The 17,678-nt window shown below is 54.3% G+C and carries 11 protein-coding genes; 9 read left to right on the forward strand and 2 right to left on the reverse strand.

The annotated features are described in order from the left end of the window. Positions 1–87: 87 nt before the first annotated feature. The 6 genes from asd (at position 88) to glgP (ending at position 10,836) form a co-directional block, all read left to right on the forward strand. Positions 88–1,194, forward strand: coding sequence for an aspartate-semialdehyde dehydrogenase (gene asd, locus OGV85_RS12000; RefSeq protein WP_003837862.1), 1,107 nt, complete (start codon positions 88–90; stop codon positions 1,192–1,194). A gap of 273 nt (positions 1,195–1,467) precedes the next feature. Next, complete coding sequence (glgB, locus tag OGV85_RS12005; protein ID WP_061547466.1) at positions 1,468–3,654, forward strand: 1,4-alpha-glucan branching enzyme; 2,187 nt, start codon at positions 1,468–1,470, stop codon at positions 3,652–3,654. Then, a complete protein-coding gene (glgX, locus tag OGV85_RS12010; RefSeq protein ID WP_061547467.1) occupies positions 3,651–5,627 on the forward strand; it encodes a glycogen debranching protein GlgX in 1,977 nt (658 codons plus the stop codon). The genes glgB and glgX overlap by 4 nt, the downstream gene beginning before the upstream one ends. Positions 5,628–5,640: 13 nt before the next feature. Continuing rightward, positions 5,641–6,936, forward strand: a complete 1,296-nt coding sequence (gene glgC, locus OGV85_RS12015; protein WP_003023489.1) for a glucose-1-phosphate adenylyltransferase — start codon at positions 5,641–5,643, stop codon at positions 6,934–6,936. Further along, positions 6,936–8,369, forward strand: a complete 1,434-nt coding sequence (glgA, locus tag OGV85_RS12020) for a glycogen synthase GlgA (RefSeq protein WP_003023490.1) — start codon at positions 6,936–6,938, stop codon at positions 8,367–8,369. Before glgC ends, glgA begins: the two co-directional genes overlap by 1 nt. A gap of 19 nt (positions 8,370–8,388) precedes the next feature. Beyond that, positions 8,389–10,836 (forward strand): glycogen phosphorylase, encoded by a 2,448-nt coding sequence (gene glgP, locus OGV85_RS12025; protein WP_003023492.1) that lies wholly within the window; start codon positions 8,389–8,391, stop codon positions 10,834–10,836. 90 nt (positions 10,837–10,926) lie between these two features. Here glgP and glpD read toward each other — a convergent pair whose 3' ends face one another. Next, entirely contained in the window at positions 10,927–12,435 is a 1,509-nt protein-coding gene (gene glpD / locus OGV85_RS12030) for a glycerol-3-phosphate dehydrogenase (protein ID WP_003023494.1), read from the reverse strand. A gap of 198 nt (positions 12,436–12,633) precedes the next feature. On the opposite strand from glpD, the gene glpE reads away from it, so the two are divergent. The 3 genes from glpE (at position 12,634) to OGV85_RS12045 (ending at position 14,720) form a co-directional block, all read left to right on the forward strand. Then, positions 12,634–12,960: a thiosulfate sulfurtransferase GlpE gene (gene glpE / locus OGV85_RS12035; protein WP_003023495.1), complete on the forward strand. Its 327-nt coding sequence runs from the start codon at positions 12,634–12,636 to the stop codon at positions 12,958–12,960. A 75-nt stretch (positions 12,961–13,035) separates the two neighbouring features. Then, positions 13,036–13,866 (forward strand): rhomboid family intramembrane serine protease GlpG, encoded by an 831-nt coding sequence (glpG, locus tag OGV85_RS12040; RefSeq protein ID WP_003023496.1) that lies wholly within the window; start codon positions 13,036–13,038, stop codon positions 13,864–13,866. A 95-nt stretch (positions 13,867–13,961) separates the two neighbouring features. After that, entirely contained in the window at positions 13,962–14,720 is a 759-nt protein-coding gene (locus tag OGV85_RS12045; protein ID WP_003023499.1) for a DeoR/GlpR family transcriptional regulator, read from the forward strand. Positions 14,721–14,761: 41 nt separating this feature from the next. Here OGV85_RS12045 and malT read toward each other — a convergent pair whose 3' ends face one another. Beyond that, the gene (gene malT / locus OGV85_RS12050; protein WP_003837876.1) at positions 14,762–17,467 is read right to left on the reverse strand and encodes an HTH-type transcriptional regulator MalT; all 2,706 of its coding nucleotides are present in this window, start codon (positions 17,465–17,467) and stop codon (positions 14,762–14,764) included. Positions 17,468–17,678: the final 211 nt, after the last annotated feature.

Raw genomic sequence — 17,678 nt, forward strand, 5'->3', positions numbered from 1 at the left:
CTTTGGCTGCATTTTGTATGGTGAAGGATATGCCACCAGGACACTGGCATACATACACAGCACACATCTCTGCAGGAAAAAAACGCTATGAAAAATGTTGGTTTTATCGGCTGGCGCGGTATGGTCGGCTCTGTTCTCATGCAACGCATGGTTGAGGAGCGTGACTTCGACGCCATTCGCCCTGTTTTCTTTTCTACTTCCCAGCTCGGGCAGGCGGCACCGACATTCGGTGGAACCGCGACCGGTACGCTTCAGGACGCTTTTGATCTGGATGCGCTGAAGGCGCTCGATATCATCGTGACCTGTCAGGGCGGCGATTATACCAACGAAATCTATCCAAAGCTTCGTGAAAGCGGTTGGCAGGGTTACTGGATTGACGCGGCCTCTTCGCTGCGTATGAAAGACGACGCCATCATTATTCTCGATCCGGTTAACCAGGATGTCATCACCGATGGCCTGAATAAAGGTATTAAGACCTTTGTCGGCGGTAACTGTACCGTTAGCCTGATGCTGATGTCCCTTGGTGGCCTGTTTGCCAATGACCTGGTCGACTGGGTCTCCGTGGCGACCTATCAGGCGGCTTCCGGCGGCGGCGCGCGTCATATGCGCGAGCTGTTGTCTCAGATGGGTCATCTGTATGGCCATGTGGCCGAGGAGCTGGCGACCCCTTCCTCTGCTATTCTCGACATCGAACGTAAAGTGACGACCCTGTCCCGTAGCGGTGAACTGCCGGTTGATAACTTTGGCGTACCGCTGGCCGGTAGCCTGATTCCGTGGATCGACAAACAGCTCGATAACGGTCAGAGCCGTGAAGAGTGGAAGGGACAGGCGGAAACCAACAAAATTCTCAACACGTCTTCCGTGATCCCGGTTGATGGTCTGTGCGTGCGCGTCGGCGCGCTGCGCTGCCACAGCCAGGCGTTCACCATCAAACTGAAAAAAGATGTGTCTATTCCGACTGTGGAAGAACTGCTGGCGGCGCACAACCCGTGGGCGAAAGTAGTACCAAACGATCGTGAAATCACCATGCGTGAGTTAACCCCGGCGGCCGTTACCGGCACGTTGACCACGCCAGTAGGTCGTCTGCGTAAGCTGAATATGGGACCGGAGTTCCTGTCAGCCTTTACCGTAGGTGACCAGCTGCTTTGGGGTGCTGCGGAGCCATTGCGCCGCATGTTACGTCAACTGGCGTAATGGTTTGTTAATGATCAAAGGGTGCTGAGTCACCCTTTTTTTTGCGTAATACAGGAGTAAGCGCAGATGTTTCATTTTTTACCGGGAGTAAGATAAAGCATTGGCTATTCTTTAAGGGTGACTTAGTACCGGAGGTATTAAGTTGTTGCCTGAAGGTGGGACGACGCAGAGAGGATGCACAATTGTGCTGCGCCGTTCAGGTCAAAAAAAGTGTCGCTACCTGATGTCGAAAATCAGCTGGAAGGGGTGACACCATAAAACAGGATGACAACCATGTCCGTTCGTATCGATAGAGACGTGATTAATGCGCTAATTGCAGGCCATTTTGCGGATCCTTTTTCCGTACTCGGTATGTACCAAACTGACGCTGGACTTGAAGTCCGCGCCCTATTACCTGACGCCACCGAAGTGTGGGTGATCGAACCCAAAACCGGACGCAAAGTCGGCAAGCTGGATTGCCTCGACTCTCGTGGTTTTTTCTGTGCAGTACTTCCCCGCCGTAAAAATTTCTTTCGCTATCAGTTGGCCGTTGTCTGGCACGGACAGCAGAATCTGATTGATGATCCTTATCGTTTTGGCCCGCTGATCCAGGATATGGATGCCTGGCTGTTATCTGAAGGTACGCACCTGCGACCTTACGAAACGCTGGGTGCGCATGCGGATACAATGGATGGTGTAACCGGCACGCGCTTCTCTGTCTGGGCACCTAACGCTCAACGCGTGTCAGTGGTTGGGCAGTTCAACTACTGGGATGGCCGTCGCCACCCGATGCGCCTGCGCAAAGAAAGCGGTATCTGGGAGCTGTTTATCCCCGGTGCGCAGCATGGTCAGCTGTATAAATATGAGATGATCGATGCCAACGGTAAGCTGCGAATCAAAGCGGACCCTTACGCCTTCGAAGCGCAAATGCGCCCGGAAACAGCGTCGCTTATCTGTGGTCTGCCGGAAAAAGTGGTGCAAAGCGAGGAGCGTAAAAAAGCCAACCAGTTTGATGCGCCAATCTCTATCTATGAAGTGCACCTGGGGTCATGGCGTCGTCATACCGATAACAACTTCTGGCTGAGCTACCGCGAGCTGGCGGATCAGCTGGTGCCTTACGCCAAGTGGATGGGCTTTACCCACCTTGAACTGTTGCCGATTAACGAGCATCCGTTCGACGGTAGCTGGGGTTACCAACCTACCGGCATGTATGCGCCGACCCGTCGATTTGGTACGCGCGATGACTTCCGCTATTTTGTGAATGCCGCGCATCAGGCGGGGCTGAACGTCATTCTTGACTGGGTGCCGGGCCATTTCCCGTCGGACGATTTTGGTCTGGCAGAGTTTGATGGCACTAATCTGTATGAGCACAGCGACCCGCGAGAAGGGTATCACCAGGACTGGAACACGCTGATCTACAACTATGGCCGCCGTGAAGTCAGCAACTATCTGGTGGGCAACGCCCTGTACTGGATTGAGCGCTTTGGTATCGACGCGCTGCGCGTGGATGCCGTGGCATCAATGATTTATCGCGACTACAGCCGTAAAGAAGGGGAATGGGTCCCGAACGAATTTGGTGGTCGTGAAAACCTCGAAGCCATTGAGTTTTTACGTAATACCAACCGTATTCTTGGCGAACAGGTGCTTGGTGCGGTGAGCATGGCGGAAGAGTCCACTGATTTTGCTGGCGTTTCAAGACCGCAGGACATGGGCGGTTTAGGGTTCTGGTATAAGTGGAACCTCGGCTGGATGCACGACACGCTGGACTACATGAAACTGGATCCGGTTTATCGCCAACATCACCACGATAAGCTGACCTTCGGCATGCTGTACAACTACACCGAGAACTTTGTCCTGCCGTTGTCGCACGATGAAGTGGTGCACGGCAAGAAATCGATTCTCGACCGCATGCCGGGTGATGCGTGGCAGAAGTTTGCCAACCTGCGCGCCTACTACGGCTGGATGTGGGCCTTCCCCGGTAAGAAACTGCTGTTTATGGGCAACGAGTTTGCGCAGGGACGTGAATGGAACCATGACGCCAGCCTCGACTGGCACCTGCTGGAAGGCGGTGATAACTGGCATCACGGCGTACAGCGTCTGGTGCGCGATCTGAACCTCACCTATCGTCATCACAAAGCGCTGCACGAGCTCGACTTTGACGCCTATGGCTTTGAGTGGCTGGTGGTGGATGACAAAGAACGTTCGGTGCTGGCTTTCGTGCGTCGTGACAAGGTCGGCAATGAAATCATCGTGGTCAGTAACTTTACGCCTGTGCCCCGCCATGGCTATCGCTTCGGTATTAACCAGCCGGGCAAATGGCGTGAAATCCTCAATACCGATTCGATGCATTACCACGGCAGCAATACTGGCAACGGCGGTGCGGTGCACAGTGATGAAATCGCCAGTCATGGTCGTCAGCATTCACTGAGCCTCACGTTACCGCCGTTGGCAACGATCTGGCTGGTTCGGGAGGGGGAATGACGCAACTGGCAACCGGCAACGCCACCCCCCATGGTGCAACGTATGACGGCCATGGCGTTAATTTTACTCTCTTCTCAGCCCACGCTGAACGCGTTGAATTATGCGTATTTGACGAGGACGGTTGCGAACTCCGCTACGACCTGCCGGGGCGTAGCGGCGATGTCTGGCACGGCTATCTGGCCAACGCCCGGCCCGGTCTGCGCTATGGCTATCGCGTCCATGGCCCATGGCAACCGCAGCAGGGCCACCGGTTTAACCCAGCCAAGCTGCTGCTCGACCCTTGCGCCCGTCGGGTCGAGGGCGAGTTAAAAGATAACCCGCTGCTGCACGGCGGGCTAAATGAACCGGATCACCATGATAATGCCACCATCGCGCTGAAGGGCGTGGTGGTGTCCGACCATTATGACTGGGAGGATGATGCCCCGCCGCGCACGCCGTGGGGCAATACCGTGATTTACGAAGCGCATGTCAAAGGGTTGACGTATTTGCATCCTGACCTGCCGGAAGAGATTCGCGGAACCTACAAAGCGCTGGGTCATCCGGTGATGATCGACTATTTCAAGCGTCTCGGCATTACCGCGCTGGAGCTGCTGCCGGTGGCGCATTTTGCCAGCGAACCGCGACTTCAGCGGCTGGGCCTGTCGAACTACTGGGGCTACAACCCGGTGGCGATGTTCGCGCTGCATCCGGCCTATGCCTGCTCGCCAGAGAGTGCGCTTGATGAGTTTCGCGACGCGGTAAAAGCGCTGCACAAAGCGGGGATTGAGGTCATTCTCGATATCGTTTTGAACCACAGCGCCGAGCTGGATCTCGACGGTCCCGTCTTCTCGCTGCGCGGAATTGATAACCGTAGCTATTATTGGATCAGGGATGATGGCGATTACTACAACTGGACCGGTTGTGGGAACACCCTAAATCTGAGCCATCCTGGCGTTGTGGAATACGCATGTGAATGCCTGCGTTACTGGGTTGAAACCTGCCATGTGGATGGTTTTCGCTTTGATTTGGCTTCCGTCATGGGGCGTACACCTGCGTTTCGTCAGGATGCGCCGCTGTTTACCGCGATCCAAAACTGTCCGCTGCTCTCACGCGCTAAGCTGATTGCGGAACCGTGGGATATTGGTGAAGGCGGGTATCAGGTGGGGAATTTTCCCCCACCGTTTGCCGAGTGGAATGACCATTTCCGCGATGCGACGCGACGCTTTTGGCTCCAGCGTAATCTCTCGTTGGGCGAGTTTGCCGGGCGTTTTGCCGCATCCAGCGATGTGTTTAAACGCCAGGGCCGCAAACCCAGCGCCACGGTCAATCTGGTGACCGCGCACGACGGTTTTACGCTACGCGACTGTGTGTGCTTCACAAATAAGCACAATGAAGCGAATGGTGAGGAAAATCGCGACGGCACTAGCAATAACTACAGCGACAATCATGGTAAAGAAGGATTAGGCGGCACGCTGGACCTGATTGAGCGGCGGCGCGACAGCATTCATGCGCTGTTAACCACGCTGTTGCTCTCCCAGGGGACGCCGATGTTGCTGGCGGGCGATGAGCATGGTCATAGCCAGCACGGCAACAATAACGCTTACTGTCAGGATAACGCCTTAACGTGGCTGGACTGGCAGCAGGCAAATAGTGGGCTAACCACATTTACCGCCGCGCTGATTCATCTGCGCCGGCAAATACCTGCATTAACAGGGGATTGCTGGTGGGAAGAGGGCGATGGCAATGTTCGTTGGCTGAATAAGTACGCACAACCCTTAAGTGCGGATGAGTGGCAAAACGGCCCGAGGCAGATGCAAATCCAGCTTTCAGACCGTTTTCTGATTGCAATAAACGCCACGCTTGAGGTGACAGATATCGTTTTACCTGAAGGGGAATGGCATGCCATTCCCCCATTTGCCGGAGAGGATAATCCGGTGCTTACGGCTGTCTGGCAGGGACCTGCGCACGGACTGTGTGTGTTCCAGAGAAGATAAAAAGGAGTTAGTCATGGTGAGTTTAGAGAAGAACGATCGTGTAATGTTGGCGCGCCAGCTGCCATTAAAATCTGTTGCCCTGATCCTGGCCGGTGGCCGCGGTACCCGCTTAAAAGATTTGACCAACAAACGTGCCAAACCTGCTGTGCACTTTGGCGGTAAGTTCCGCATTATCGATTTTGCCTTATCCAACTGTATTAACTCCGGGATCCGCCGTATTGGCGTGATCACCCAGTACCAGTCCCATACGCTGGTGCAGCATATTCAGCGCGGCTGGTCGTTCTTTAGCGAAGAGATGAACGAGTTTGTCGATTTGCTGCCTGCCCAGCAGAGAATGCAGGGTGAAAACTGGTATCGCGGAACGGCGGATGCGGTGACCCAAAACCTGGACATCATTCGACGCTATAAAGCGGAATACGTGGTGATCCTCGCGGGCGATCATATTTATAAGCAGGACTACTCACGCATGCTGATCGACCACGTCGAGAAGGGCGCGCGTTGCACCGTGGCCTGTATGCCAGTGCCTATTGAAGAGGCCAGCGCGTTTGGCGTGATGGACGTGGACGACACCGATAAAATTATCGAGTTCGTTGAAAAACCCGCCAACCCGCCAGCGATGCCAGGCGACCCGACCAAATCTCTTGCCAGTATGGGGATCTACATTTTCAACGCCGATTATCTGTATGAACTGCTGGCGGAAGATGATCTCGATGAAAAATCCAGTCACGATTTTGGCAAAGACATTATCCCGAAAATCACCGAAGCTGGCATGGCATATGCGCATCCATTCCCGTTGTCCTGCGTGCAGTCTGACCCGGAATCCGAACCGTACTGGCGCGATGTGGGGACGCTGGAAGCCTACTGGAAGGCGAACCTTGATCTGGCTTCGGTGACGCCTGAACTGGATATGTACGACCAGGACTGGCCAATCCGAACGCACATGGAATCGCTGCCACCGGCGAAATTTGTGCAGGACCGTTCCGGTAGCCACGGAATGACGCTGAACTCGCTGGTTTCTGGCGGATGCATAATTTCAGGTTCGGTGGTGGTGCAGTCGGTTCTGTTCCCGCGAGTGCGGGTGAATTCATTCTGTAACATTGATTCGGCAGTGTTGTTACCTGAAGTGTGGGTGGGACGTTCGTGCCGCTTACGTCGTTGCATTATCGACCGCGCCTGCGTTATTCCTGAAGGCATGGTGATAGGTGAAAACGCGGAAGAAGATGCGCGTCGTTTCTACCGTTCAGAGGAAGGCATTGTGCTGGTCACGCGTGAAATGCTGCGCAAACTGCAGATCAAACAGGAGCGATAATGCAGGTTTTACACGTTTGTTCAGAGATGTTCCCCCTGTTAAAAACCGGGGGACTGGCGGATGTTATTGGGGCGTTACCTGCCGCGCAAATTGCGGACGGCGTGGATGCCCGCGTGTTGCTCCCGGCGTTTCCTGATATTCGACGCGGCATTCCCGATGCACAGGTCGTGACGCGTCGCGATACCTTCGCTGGACGTATCACGCTGCTTTTCGGGCATTTCAACGGTGTGGGTATTTACCTGATTGACGCGCCGCATCTCTACGACCGTCCCGGTAGCCCGTATCACGACACCAACCTGTTTGCGTATACCGATAACGTCCTGCGTTTTGCGTTGCTTGGCTGGGCCGGATGTGAAATGGCCTGCGGCCTTGACCCATTCTGGCGCCCGGATGTGGTGCATGCGCACGACTGGCATGCCGGTCTGGCCCCGGCGTATCTGGCGGCGCGCGGCCATCCGGCGAAATCGGTGTTCACCGTACACAACCTGGCGTATCAAGGCATGTTTTATGCAAAGCATATGGATGACATCCAATTGCCATGGTCGTTCTTTAATGTGCACGGGCTGGAGTTTAACGGCCAGATTTCGTTCCTGAAGGCAGGATTGTACTACGCAGACCACATTACGGCGGTGAGTCCAACTTACGCGCGGGAGATTACCGAACCGCAGTTTGCCTATGGTATGGAAGGTCTGTTGCAGCAGCGTCATCGGGAAGGACGGCTTTCCGGCGTGCTGAACGGTGTGGATGAAAAAATCTGGAGCCCGGAAACCGACCTGCTGCTGGCGTCGCGCTATACGCGTGACACGCTGGAAGAAAAGGCGGAGAACAAACGGCAGCTACAGATCGCGATGGGACTAAAGGTTAACGATAAAGTGCCGCTGTTTGCTGTCGTGAGCCGTCTGACCAGTCAGAAAGGGTTGGATCTGGTGCTGGAGGCTCTGCCGGGTCTGTTAGAGCAGGGGGGGCAACTGGCGTTACTTGGCGCGGGCGATCCGGTGTTGCAGGAAGGTTTCCTCGCCGCGGCGGCGGAACATCCGGGCCAGGTGGGCGTACAGATTGGTTATCACGAAGCCTTCTCGCACCGCATCATGGGTGGGGCCGATGTGATATTGGTTCCCAGCCGTTTTGAGCCATGTGGCTTAACGCAGTTGTATGGACTGAAGTACGGCACGCTGCCGCTGGTGCGGCGCACCGGTGGGCTGGCTGATACGGTCTCTGACAGTTCGCTGGAAAACCTGGCGGATGGTATCGCCAGTGGGTTTGTATTTGAAGATAGTAATGCCTGGTCGCTACTACGTGCGATCCGGCGTGCTTTCGTATTGTGGTCCCGGCCTTCGCTGTGGCGGTTTGTACAACGTCAGGCCATGACCATGGATTTTAGCTGGCAAGTCGCGGCGAAGTCATACCGTGAGCTTTACTATCGCTTGAAATAGTTATCCAGGAATCACCTATATGAATGCTCCATTTACTTATGCATCGCCCACACTCAGCGTAGAGGCACTTAAGCATTCTATCGCCTACAAGCTGATGTTCACGATTGGTAAGGACCCGGTCATTGCCAATAAACATGAGTGGCTGAACGCCACGTTGTTCGCGGTGCGCGATCGTCTCGTGGAGCGCTGGCTGCGTTCTAATCGTGCGCAATTATCCCAGGAAACTCGCCAGGTTTATTACCTGTCTATGGAGTTTTTGATTGGCCGCACGCTTTCCAATGCACTGTTATCGTTGGGTATTTATGACGATGTCAAAAATGCGCTGGAAGGTATGGGGTTGGATCTTGAAGATCTGATCGACGAAGAAAACGACCCGGGTCTTGGCAACGGTGGCCTCGGGCGCCTGGCGGCCTGCTTCCTGGACTCACTGGCAACGCTGGGACTGCCGGGACGCGGCTACGGTATTCGTTATGACTACGGCATGTTCAAGCAAAACATTGTTGATGGCCGACAGAAAGAGTCGCCGGACTACTGGCTGGAATACGGTAACCCATGGGAGTTCAAACGCCACAATACGCGCTACAAAGTGCGCTTTGGCGGGCGTATACAGCAGGAAGGCAAGAAAACGCGCTGGATAGAAACCGAAGAGATCCTCGCGGTTGCCTACGACCAGATTATCCCCGGTTACGACACCGATGCCACCAACACGCTGCGCCTGTGGAATGCCCAGGCCAGTAGCGAGATCAACCTCGGTAAATTTAACCAGGGCGACTACTTTGCGGCTGTGGAAGATAAAAACCACTCCGAGAACGTCTCCCGCGTGCTTTACCCGGATGACTCCACCTATTCAGGACGCGAGCTGCGCTTGCGCCAGGAGTATTTCCTGGTCTCCTCCACGGTGCAGGACATTCTGAATCGGCATTATCAACTGCACAAAACCTACGATAATCTGGCGGATAAAATCGCCATTCACCTCAACGACACCCATCCGGTGCTGTCGATCCCTGAGCTGATGCGTCTGTTGATTGATGAGCACAAGTTCAGTTGGGATGATGCGTTTGAAGTGTGCTGTCAGGTTTTCTCATATACCAACCACACTTTGATGAGCGAAGCGCTGGAGACCTGGCCGGTGGATATGCTGGGCAAAATTCTGCCGCGCCATCTGCAAATCATTTTTGAGATTAACGACTACTTCCTGAAAACGCTGCAGGAGCAGTATCCGAACGATACCGGTCTGCTGGGGCGGACGTCGATTATCGATGAATCTAACGGCCGCCGGGTGCGTATGGCATGGCTGGCGGTCGTGGTGAGCCACAAGGTTAATGGTGTGTCTGAACTGCACTCCAACCTGATGGTGCAGTCGCTATTTGCTGACTTTGCGAAGATCTTCCCGACCCGCTTCTGCAACGTTACCAACGGCGTGACGCCGCGTCGCTGGCTGGCGCTGGCTAACCCGCCGCTCTCTGAGGTGCTGGATGAGAATATTGGCCGCACCTGGCGTACCGATCTCAGCCAGTTGAGCGAGCTTGAACAGCACTGCGATTTCCCGTTGGTGAACCAGGCGGTACGCCGAGCGAAGCTGGAGAACAAAAAACGTCTGGCCACGCTCATTGCCCAGCAGCTTAACGTGGTAGTGAATCCGAAATCGCTGTTTGACGTACAGATCAAGCGTATTCACGAATACAAACGTCAGCTGATGAACGTGCTGCATGTGATCACCCGCTACAACCGCATTAAGGCCGATCCTGACGCCGAGTGGGTGCCGCGTGTGAATATCTTCGCCGGTAAAGCGGCTTCGGCCTATTACATGGCGAAGCACATCATTCATCTGATCAACGATGTCGCGAAAGTGATCAATAACGATCCGCAAATTGGCGACAAACTGAAAGTGGTGTTTATCCCCAATTACAGCGTCAGCCTGGCGCAGGTGATAATTCCTGCTGCCGACCTGTCTGAGCAGATTTCACTGGCCGGGACCGAAGCCTCCGGGACCAGTAACATGAAATTTGCGCTGAATGGCGCGTTGACCATCGGTACGCTGGATGGTGCCAACGTCGAGATGCTGGAACATGTGGGCGCAGAAAATATCTTTATCTTTGGTAATACGGCGGAAGAGGTTGAAGCCTTGCGTAGTCAGGGCTATAAGCCGCGTGAATATTACGAGAAAGACGAGGAGTTGCACCAGGTGCTGACGCAGATCGGCAGCGGTGTATTCAGCCCAGAGGAGCCGGGACGCTATCGCGACCTGGTGGACTCATTGATCAACTTTGGCGACCACTATCAGGTGCTGGCGGATTATCGCAGTTACGTTGATTGTCAGGATAAGGTTGATGAACTGTATCGCCACCCGGAAGAGTGGACTACCAAGTCGATGATTAATATCGCCAACATGGGTTACTTCTCATCGGACAGGACGATCAAAGAGTACGCTGAAAACATCTGGCATATTGATTCGGTGCGGTTGTAAAACACGAGGCCGGGGGCGTTTCGCTTGCCCGGCCTACGTTTATGCACTTTTGTAGGCCGGATAAGGCGTCGCCGCCATCCGGCATTTTTATCAGGACGCCAGCGACAGCTGGTGCTTCTCAATGTATTCTGCCAGCCACTGGGTCATGCGCGACTGCTGCTCAGCGTTCAGCCACATACCTTCTTTCGTGCGACGCCACAACGCATCTTCTGCACGACGAACCCATTCGTGATCGACCAGATATTTCAGCTCGGCTTCATAAAACTCATGGCCAAAGTCTTCACCTAACTCGGCAAGCGAGGTGGCTTCGCCGATGACCCATTCGGTGTTGCTGCCGTAGGTGCGAGAATAATGGCGCGCCAGCGACTCGGTCAGGAACGGGTAGCGACGGCGCAGTTTGGCCGCGTAGTCTTCGCGATCGCCGCCAATGTCACCGCCGGGCAGAATGCACTCTTTGGTCCACGCCGGGCCGATGCCCTGATAGTACGACGCCAGTTTTTCCATCGCATGTTCAGCCAGCTTACGATAGGTCGTCAGCTTACCGCCAAAGACCGACAGCAGCGGCGCTTTGCCGTTTTCGTCGTGGATATCCAGCGTGTAATCACGGGTGATCGCCTGCGGTGAGTCAGACTCGTCATCGCACAGCGGACGCACGCCCGAGTAAGTCCAGACGATATCATCACGGCCCAGCTGCTTCTTAAAGTGCGCGTTGTAAACCTTCAGCAGGTAATTGATCTCGCTTTCATCAATTTTCACGGCTTTCGGATCGCCTTTGTATTCAACGTCTGTCGTCCCGATGATCGAGAATTCGTCCATCCATGGGATGACAAACACAATGCGTTTATCTTCGTTTTGCAGAATATAAGCCTGCTTCTGGGTATGTACACGCGGCACCACGATGTGGCTGCCTTTAATCAGGCGAATACCGTACGGTGATGGCAGGTGCATACCGTCGTCAAAGAACTCTTTCACCCACGGACCGGTGGCGTTGACTAGGCCACGCGCCTGCCAGGTGTGTTTTTTGCCGGTATCGATATCTTCAGCTTCAACAATCCACAAACCGTTTTCACGGCGAGCAGAGGTGGCGCGAGTGCGGGTTAATACTTCTCCGCCTTTGCGTACGACCATTTGGGCGTTTGCCAAAACCAGTCGTGCATCATCTACCCAGCAGTCAGAATATTCGAAACCGCGCACAATCTCAGGTTTCATTACGGAATCTGCGCCAAAACGCAAACCGGTAGAACTTGGCAAACTGGTGCGTTTGCCCAGATGATCGTACATAAACAAACCAATGCGGATCATCCACGCCGGACGCAGGTGTGGGCGGTGGGGCAGACGAAAGCGCATCGGGAAGGCGATATGTGGTGCCATTTTCAACAGCACTTCACGTTCGGCCAGCGCTTCGCTCACCAGACGAAATTCGTAGTGTTCCAGGTAGCGCAGGCCACCGTGGATGAGTTTGGAGCTAGCGGAAGAGGTGGCGCAGGCTAAATCCTGCGCTTCCAGCATCAGCACGGATAAACCGCGTCCAGCGGCATCTGCCGCGATACCGGCACCGTTGATGCCTCCACCTATCACAATCAGATCTTTGGTTTCCATGCTGGCCTCTCGCACTTTCGTTATAGCTCATTAATGTTCGTTATCGAGCATAATAGCAAAGAATCGCGCCATTGGTAACATCGGATAAACAATTTACAGTGATACATATAACATTATGGCGTTTAACTGCCGTCGGGACGTACACTAAGCAGTAACATGTCCGAAAAGCGTCACCTGCCATAAAAAGAAGAGAGAGCAATGGATCAGTTTGAATGTATTAATGTCGAAGAAGCGCATCAGAAGCTGCATCAGGGGGCGGCGGTGTTAGTGGATATTCGCGACCCGCAAAGCTATGCAATGGGCCATGCCCCACAGGCATTTCATTTGACGAACGACACGCTGGGATCATTTATGCGCGAGCATGATTTCGACACTGCCGTGTTGGTGATGTGTTATCACGGCAACAGCAGTAAAGGCGCGGCGCAATATCTTCTGCAGCAGGGCTATGACGCGGTTTACAGCGTTGACGGCGGCTTCGATGCCTGGCATCGACATTTTCCGGCAGAAGTGGCATACGGTTCGTAAGCTAACAAAGATGCAGCCTGAAACGGGCAGGATAGATATACTGTCCTCTTTTGTGTGGAATAAGCGACAGCAACCATGTTGATGATTACCTCTTTTGCTAACCCCCGCGTGGCGCAGGCATTCGTTGATTATATGGCGACACAGGGCGTTATCCTGACGATTCAACAACATCAGCAAACGGATGTCTGGCTGGCGGATGAGTCCCAGGCTCAGCGCGTGCACGCTGAACTGGTGCGGTTTCTGGAGAATCCGGGCGATCCGCGCTACCTCGCAGCAAGCTGGCAGTCGGGTCAGACCGACAGCGGTCTGCGCTACCAACGTTATCCGTTCCTGGCCACATTGCGCGAACGCGCAGGTCCGGTAACCTGGTTGGTGATGGCCGCGTGTGTGTTGGTGTTTATCGCGATGAACGTGCTGGGCGACCAGGCTGTGATGCTCTGGCTGGCATGGCCGTTTGACCCTTCGCTGAAATTTGAATTCTGGCGTTATTTCACCCACGCTTTTATGCACTTCTCGCTGATGCATATTCTGTTCAACCTGCTGTGGTGGTGGTATCTCGGCGGTGCGGTTGAAAAGCGTCTGGGCAGTGGAAAACTGATTGTTATTACCGTGATCAGCGCCCTGTTGAGCGGTTATGTTCAGCAGAAATTTAGCGGCCCGTGGTTTGGTGGATTGTCTGGCGTGGTATATGCGCTGATGGGCTACGTGTGGTTGCGCGGCGAGCGCGATCCGCAGAGCGGTATTTTCCTGCAGCGTGGTTTGATTATCTTTGCCTTGATCTGGATTGTTGCCGGCTGGTTTGATCTATTCGGCATGTCGATGGCGAATGGCGCTCATATCGCCGGGTTGGCCGTGGGTTTGGCAATGGCGTTTGCCGATACTATAAATGTACGAAAACGAACTTGATTCAAGTTTTGTGGTGCCGGAAGGCGGTGTGCGTTTGGACCAATTTGTAGGCCGGATAAGCGTCAGCGCATCCGGCAAAATTTCAGGGAACAATAATGAAGCAAACACAACGACATGACGCGATTATCGAGCTGGTAAAAAAACAGGGATACGTCAGTACTGAAGAGCTGGTGGAGCATTTCTCCGTCAGCCCGCAGACGATTCGCCGCGATCTTAACGATCTGGCCGATCAGAACATGATTTTGCGCCATCACGGCGGCGCGGCGTTGCCATCCAGCTCCGTTAACACCCCGTGGCATGACCGTAAAGCAACGCAGACGGCGGAAAAAGAGCGCATTGCCCGCAAAGTTGCCACGCAGATCCCGAACGGTTCTACGCTGTTTATTGATATCGGAACCACGCCGGAAGCGGTGGCTCACGCGCTGCTCAATCACAGCAATTTACGCATTGTGACCAACAACCTCAATGTGGCGAATACGCTGATGGCGAAAGAGGATTTCCGCATAATCCTCGCCGGTGGCGAACTGCGTAGCCGCGACGGCGGTATTATGGGCGAAGCGACCCTCGACTTTATTTCTCAGTTCCGTCTGGACTTCGGCATCTTAGGCATCAGCGGTATCGACAGCGATGGTTCGCTGCTGGAATTTGATTATCACGAAGTTCGCACCAAACGCGCGATCATTGAGAATTCACGTCATGTGATGCTGGTGGTGGACCACTCGAAGTTTGGGCGTAACGCGATGGTGAATATGGGCAGCATCAGCATGGTGGATGCGGTGTATACCGATACGCTGCCGCCTGCTGGTGTGATGCAGGTGATTGCTGACCATCATATTCAGTTAGAGCTGTGCTAAGGTAATTCCAGGCCTGATAAGCGTCGCGTATCAGGCATTAACTAAACGCCGTATCCCATCATTTTCAGCAGCTTCTGCGCATGTTGCACCGCATCCTGGCGGTGTGCGACGCCGAGCTTTTGGTACAAATTGCGGATGTGCGTCTTGATGGTCGTTGCCGCGACGGCCAGCTCTGCGGCGATCTGCTCGTTGCTGTAGCCCGAATAAATCAGTCCCAGAACCTGCCATTCGCGCTGGGTCAGCGGGCTGGTGCGGATAAGCTCCGGTACTTCCGGGTGAGTCAGCAGACGCTCAACGAACCCTTCATCGAAGTGGGCGAATTTATGGCGATGATGCTGGTTAATTTCACGCAAAATGCGCTGGGCGCGGTGCTGATCGAGTTCCGGTAAGGTATTGAGCTGAATCAGCTGACGCAGTTGTTGCGCCATGGCCTCGCCTTCGATAACAAAGTGGCTGATAAACCCGGTGCGGTTCGCCAGCTGTAGGGCCTCGAGTAACACACGCTGGGCGTCATTTTTGCGCCCTGCCTGCCAGTAGAGCTGATTAAGCAGCAGCAGGTTACGGTTCAGATCGCTCATCAGGCGCAGATTGCGCGCATTTTCATTCAACTCTTCCAGCACAATTTCAGCCGGTTCAAACTCACCCAACAGGATTTGCGCGCGAGCGATGTTGCGCCACTGGCTTTGCAGGAAGTGGTTATTGGCGAATTCTGGTTTCGGCGTGTGGCGCAGCCAGTTGGCGGCAGAGTTTTTGTCGCTCACCATTTGCCAGTAAATCACCCGCACCTTATCGGCGTTGGAGATCCAGTCGCTGTGATAGTGACCGTTGCCCAGCAGGTTTTCCAGACGGTTGAGCAGGCTGCGAGCGTTATCAAGATCGCCCCGCGCAAGTGAACACTGAACCAGCAGCGCCAGACACTGTAGCTGCTGCTGCGGCTGGAAAGTGGAAAGCAGTTCAATACCGCTACGAGCAGAGGCTTCTGATTCGTCCAGACGCGCCCATGCCCACAGGAGCTGCGCGCGAATACGTACCAGGAACTCGTGCATCGGCAGCTGTTCCAGGTGCTGCTCTTTGATCAGCTGGAACGCTTTTTCCTGAGTCTCCCAGGCGGCCTGTAAAAAGCCTTGGGCAAACAAAATTTCGCTTTGCTGGATAAGGCTCCACAGTGCGTAATGCCAGACGTCATGATGACGTGCCATTTGCTCGGTTTGCTGCATTAACGCCAGAGAGCGCGTGAGATCGCCCTTACAGTGCAGGACTTCGCCGTGCACCGAGGTGGCGACGATACGACTATAGAACCAGGCGATGGGTAATTCATCCAGCGCCAGTTTTGCCAGGCGTTCGGCTTCGTCAGGGTTGCCATCGTTAATCGCTACCTGCGCCCGTAAAGCGTTGAATTCGGCGTGCAGCGTTGGCTCCATGTCGCCTTTTATTTCCTGCTCTGCGCGCGCCAGCAGGGTGTTAACCTCTCCGTAGCGGTGCTGGCTCTGCATCAGCCATGCCTGTAGCAGAACCAGACGCGGATTTTCCAGCAGGCTTTCCCACGGTAGGGCTTTCAGCGACTCTTCCAGTAACGTTAGCTCGCTGTGGTTAAACAGTCCCCACGCATGATTAAGCAGGATATCGCGCAGCATATGGGCGTCACCGGCCGCCAGCGCGTGGTGGATAGCTTCGCTGGGGAAGCCTTGCGCCATCCAGCTTTCGGCGGCGGCGCGGTGTATTTCGGGCAGTTCGTTCGCCAACTCCCATTGGCAGCGCTGGCGTAAAAAGCTGCCAAACAGCGGGTGATAGCTGAACCACTCGCCAACGTCATCCATCCGCTGCAGGAATAACCCCTGGCGCTCAATTTCTTCCAACCGCATCTGGCCATTTTCTTCCCCGGTAACGCGGACGATCAGCGCATCGTTCATGGAACGCAGAATGGCGCTTTTCAGCAGGAAGTGACGGGTGCCGAGGTCGACGCTGTCCAGCACTTCATCAACCAGATAATCGGACAAATGGCTGGCGTTGATCCCCGCGAGACGGCGTGCGGACTGGTGCGCAGAATGGTTGTTCTGGCGGGCGGAGAGGGCGATCAGCTGTAACGCTGTGGCCCAGCCAGCAACGTCATCGCACATCCGGCTGCTTTCTGCCGCTTCAATGGGAGAGGACAAACGTCGGTCGAAAAATTGTTTGGCTTCCTGATGGTTAAAGGCCAGCTGTTGGCTGCCTATTTCCAGCAGTTGATCGCGCACCCGCAGATTGGCAATACCCAACTGCGGCAGGTTGCGCGACAGTACGACCAGCGTGAGGTTTTCAGGCTGGTGACGCAGGAAGAAACGCATCGCTTCGTGAATAGCCGGATTGGAGATCAGATGATAATCATCCACCACCAGGTAGAGCGGACGGTGCCATTCGGCCAGTTCGATAAATAACTGGGCAAACAGTGACGTCAGACTGGCGTACTGGCGCTTTTGCACCATCGCTTCGCTGGTGGTGCAATGTCCACCCGTTGCCTGTTGGATGGCGGCGATCAGATAGCTGGCAAAGCGCTCTTGTTGATTATCGCCTTCATCCAGAGAGTACCAACCTAAGTCGTTCTTCCCCGCCGCCCATTGTGAAACCAGCGTTGTTTTTCCATAACCAGCAGGACTTGTTATCAGGGCAAGCCTGAAATTGTTCACGCCGGAAAGTTTAGCCAACAGGCGCTCACGAACCACCGTATGGTCGAGTCGAACCGGACGACTTAATTTAGACGGAATCAACATAAGTTAGTCACTTCACTGTGTGAAAATAGGGAAGAATGATTTTTTTTTGCGCTTCGTAATTAATAGATATAAGGTCGGCCAGATTGGTGTTTTATGCAAGCTAAGCGGACTTTTTGTGTGTCTGATTTTGCACTATGTCACAAATCTATACATCTATTGCAATAATTGTTTTAAAGAGTCGCAACAGGCGTGGCGACTGGATCCGTTGTAA

The sequence above is a fragment of the Citrobacter sp. Cf132 genome (assembly GCF_030333885.1).
In the GTDB taxonomy this organism is placed as follows: Bacteria; Pseudomonadota; Gammaproteobacteria; order Enterobacterales; family Enterobacteriaceae; genus Citrobacter; species Citrobacter freundii.

Bases quoted from the DNA above. Each gene is read 5' to 3' on its own strand.
- asd (WP_003837862.1), top strand. From the start codon at position 88: ATGAAAAATGTTGGTTTTATCGGCTGGCGCGGTATGGTCGGCTCTGTT.
- glgB (WP_061547466.1), top strand. From the start codon at position 1,468: ATGTCCGTTCGTATCGATAGAGACGTGATTAATGCGCTAATTGCAGGC.
- glgX (WP_061547467.1), top strand. From the start codon at position 3,651: ATGACGCAACTGGCAACCGGCAACGCCACCCCCCATGGTGCAACGTAT.
- glgC (WP_003023489.1), top strand. From the start codon at position 5,641: ATGGTGAGTTTAGAGAAGAACGATCGTGTAATGTTGGCGCGCCAGCTG.
- glgA (WP_003023490.1), top strand. From the start codon at position 6,936: ATGCAGGTTTTACACGTTTGTTCAGAGATGTTCCCCCTGTTAAAAACC.
- glgP (WP_003023492.1), top strand. From the start codon at position 8,389: ATGAATGCTCCATTTACTTATGCATCGCCCACACTCAGCGTAGAGGCA.
- glpD (WP_003023494.1), bottom strand. From the start codon at position 12,435: ATGGAAACCAAAGATCTGATTGTGATAGGTGGAGGCATCAACGGTGCC.
- glpE (WP_003023495.1), top strand. From the start codon at position 12,634: ATGGATCAGTTTGAATGTATTAATGTCGAAGAAGCGCATCAGAAGCTG.
- glpG (WP_003023496.1), top strand. From the start codon at position 13,036: ATGTTGATGATTACCTCTTTTGCTAACCCCCGCGTGGCGCAGGCATTC.
- OGV85_RS12045 (WP_003023499.1), top strand. From the start codon at position 13,962: ATGAAGCAAACACAACGACATGACGCGATTATCGAGCTGGTAAAAAAA.
- malT (WP_003837876.1), bottom strand. From the start codon at position 17,467: ATGTTGATTCCGTCTAAATTAAGTCGTCCGGTTCGACTCGACCATACG.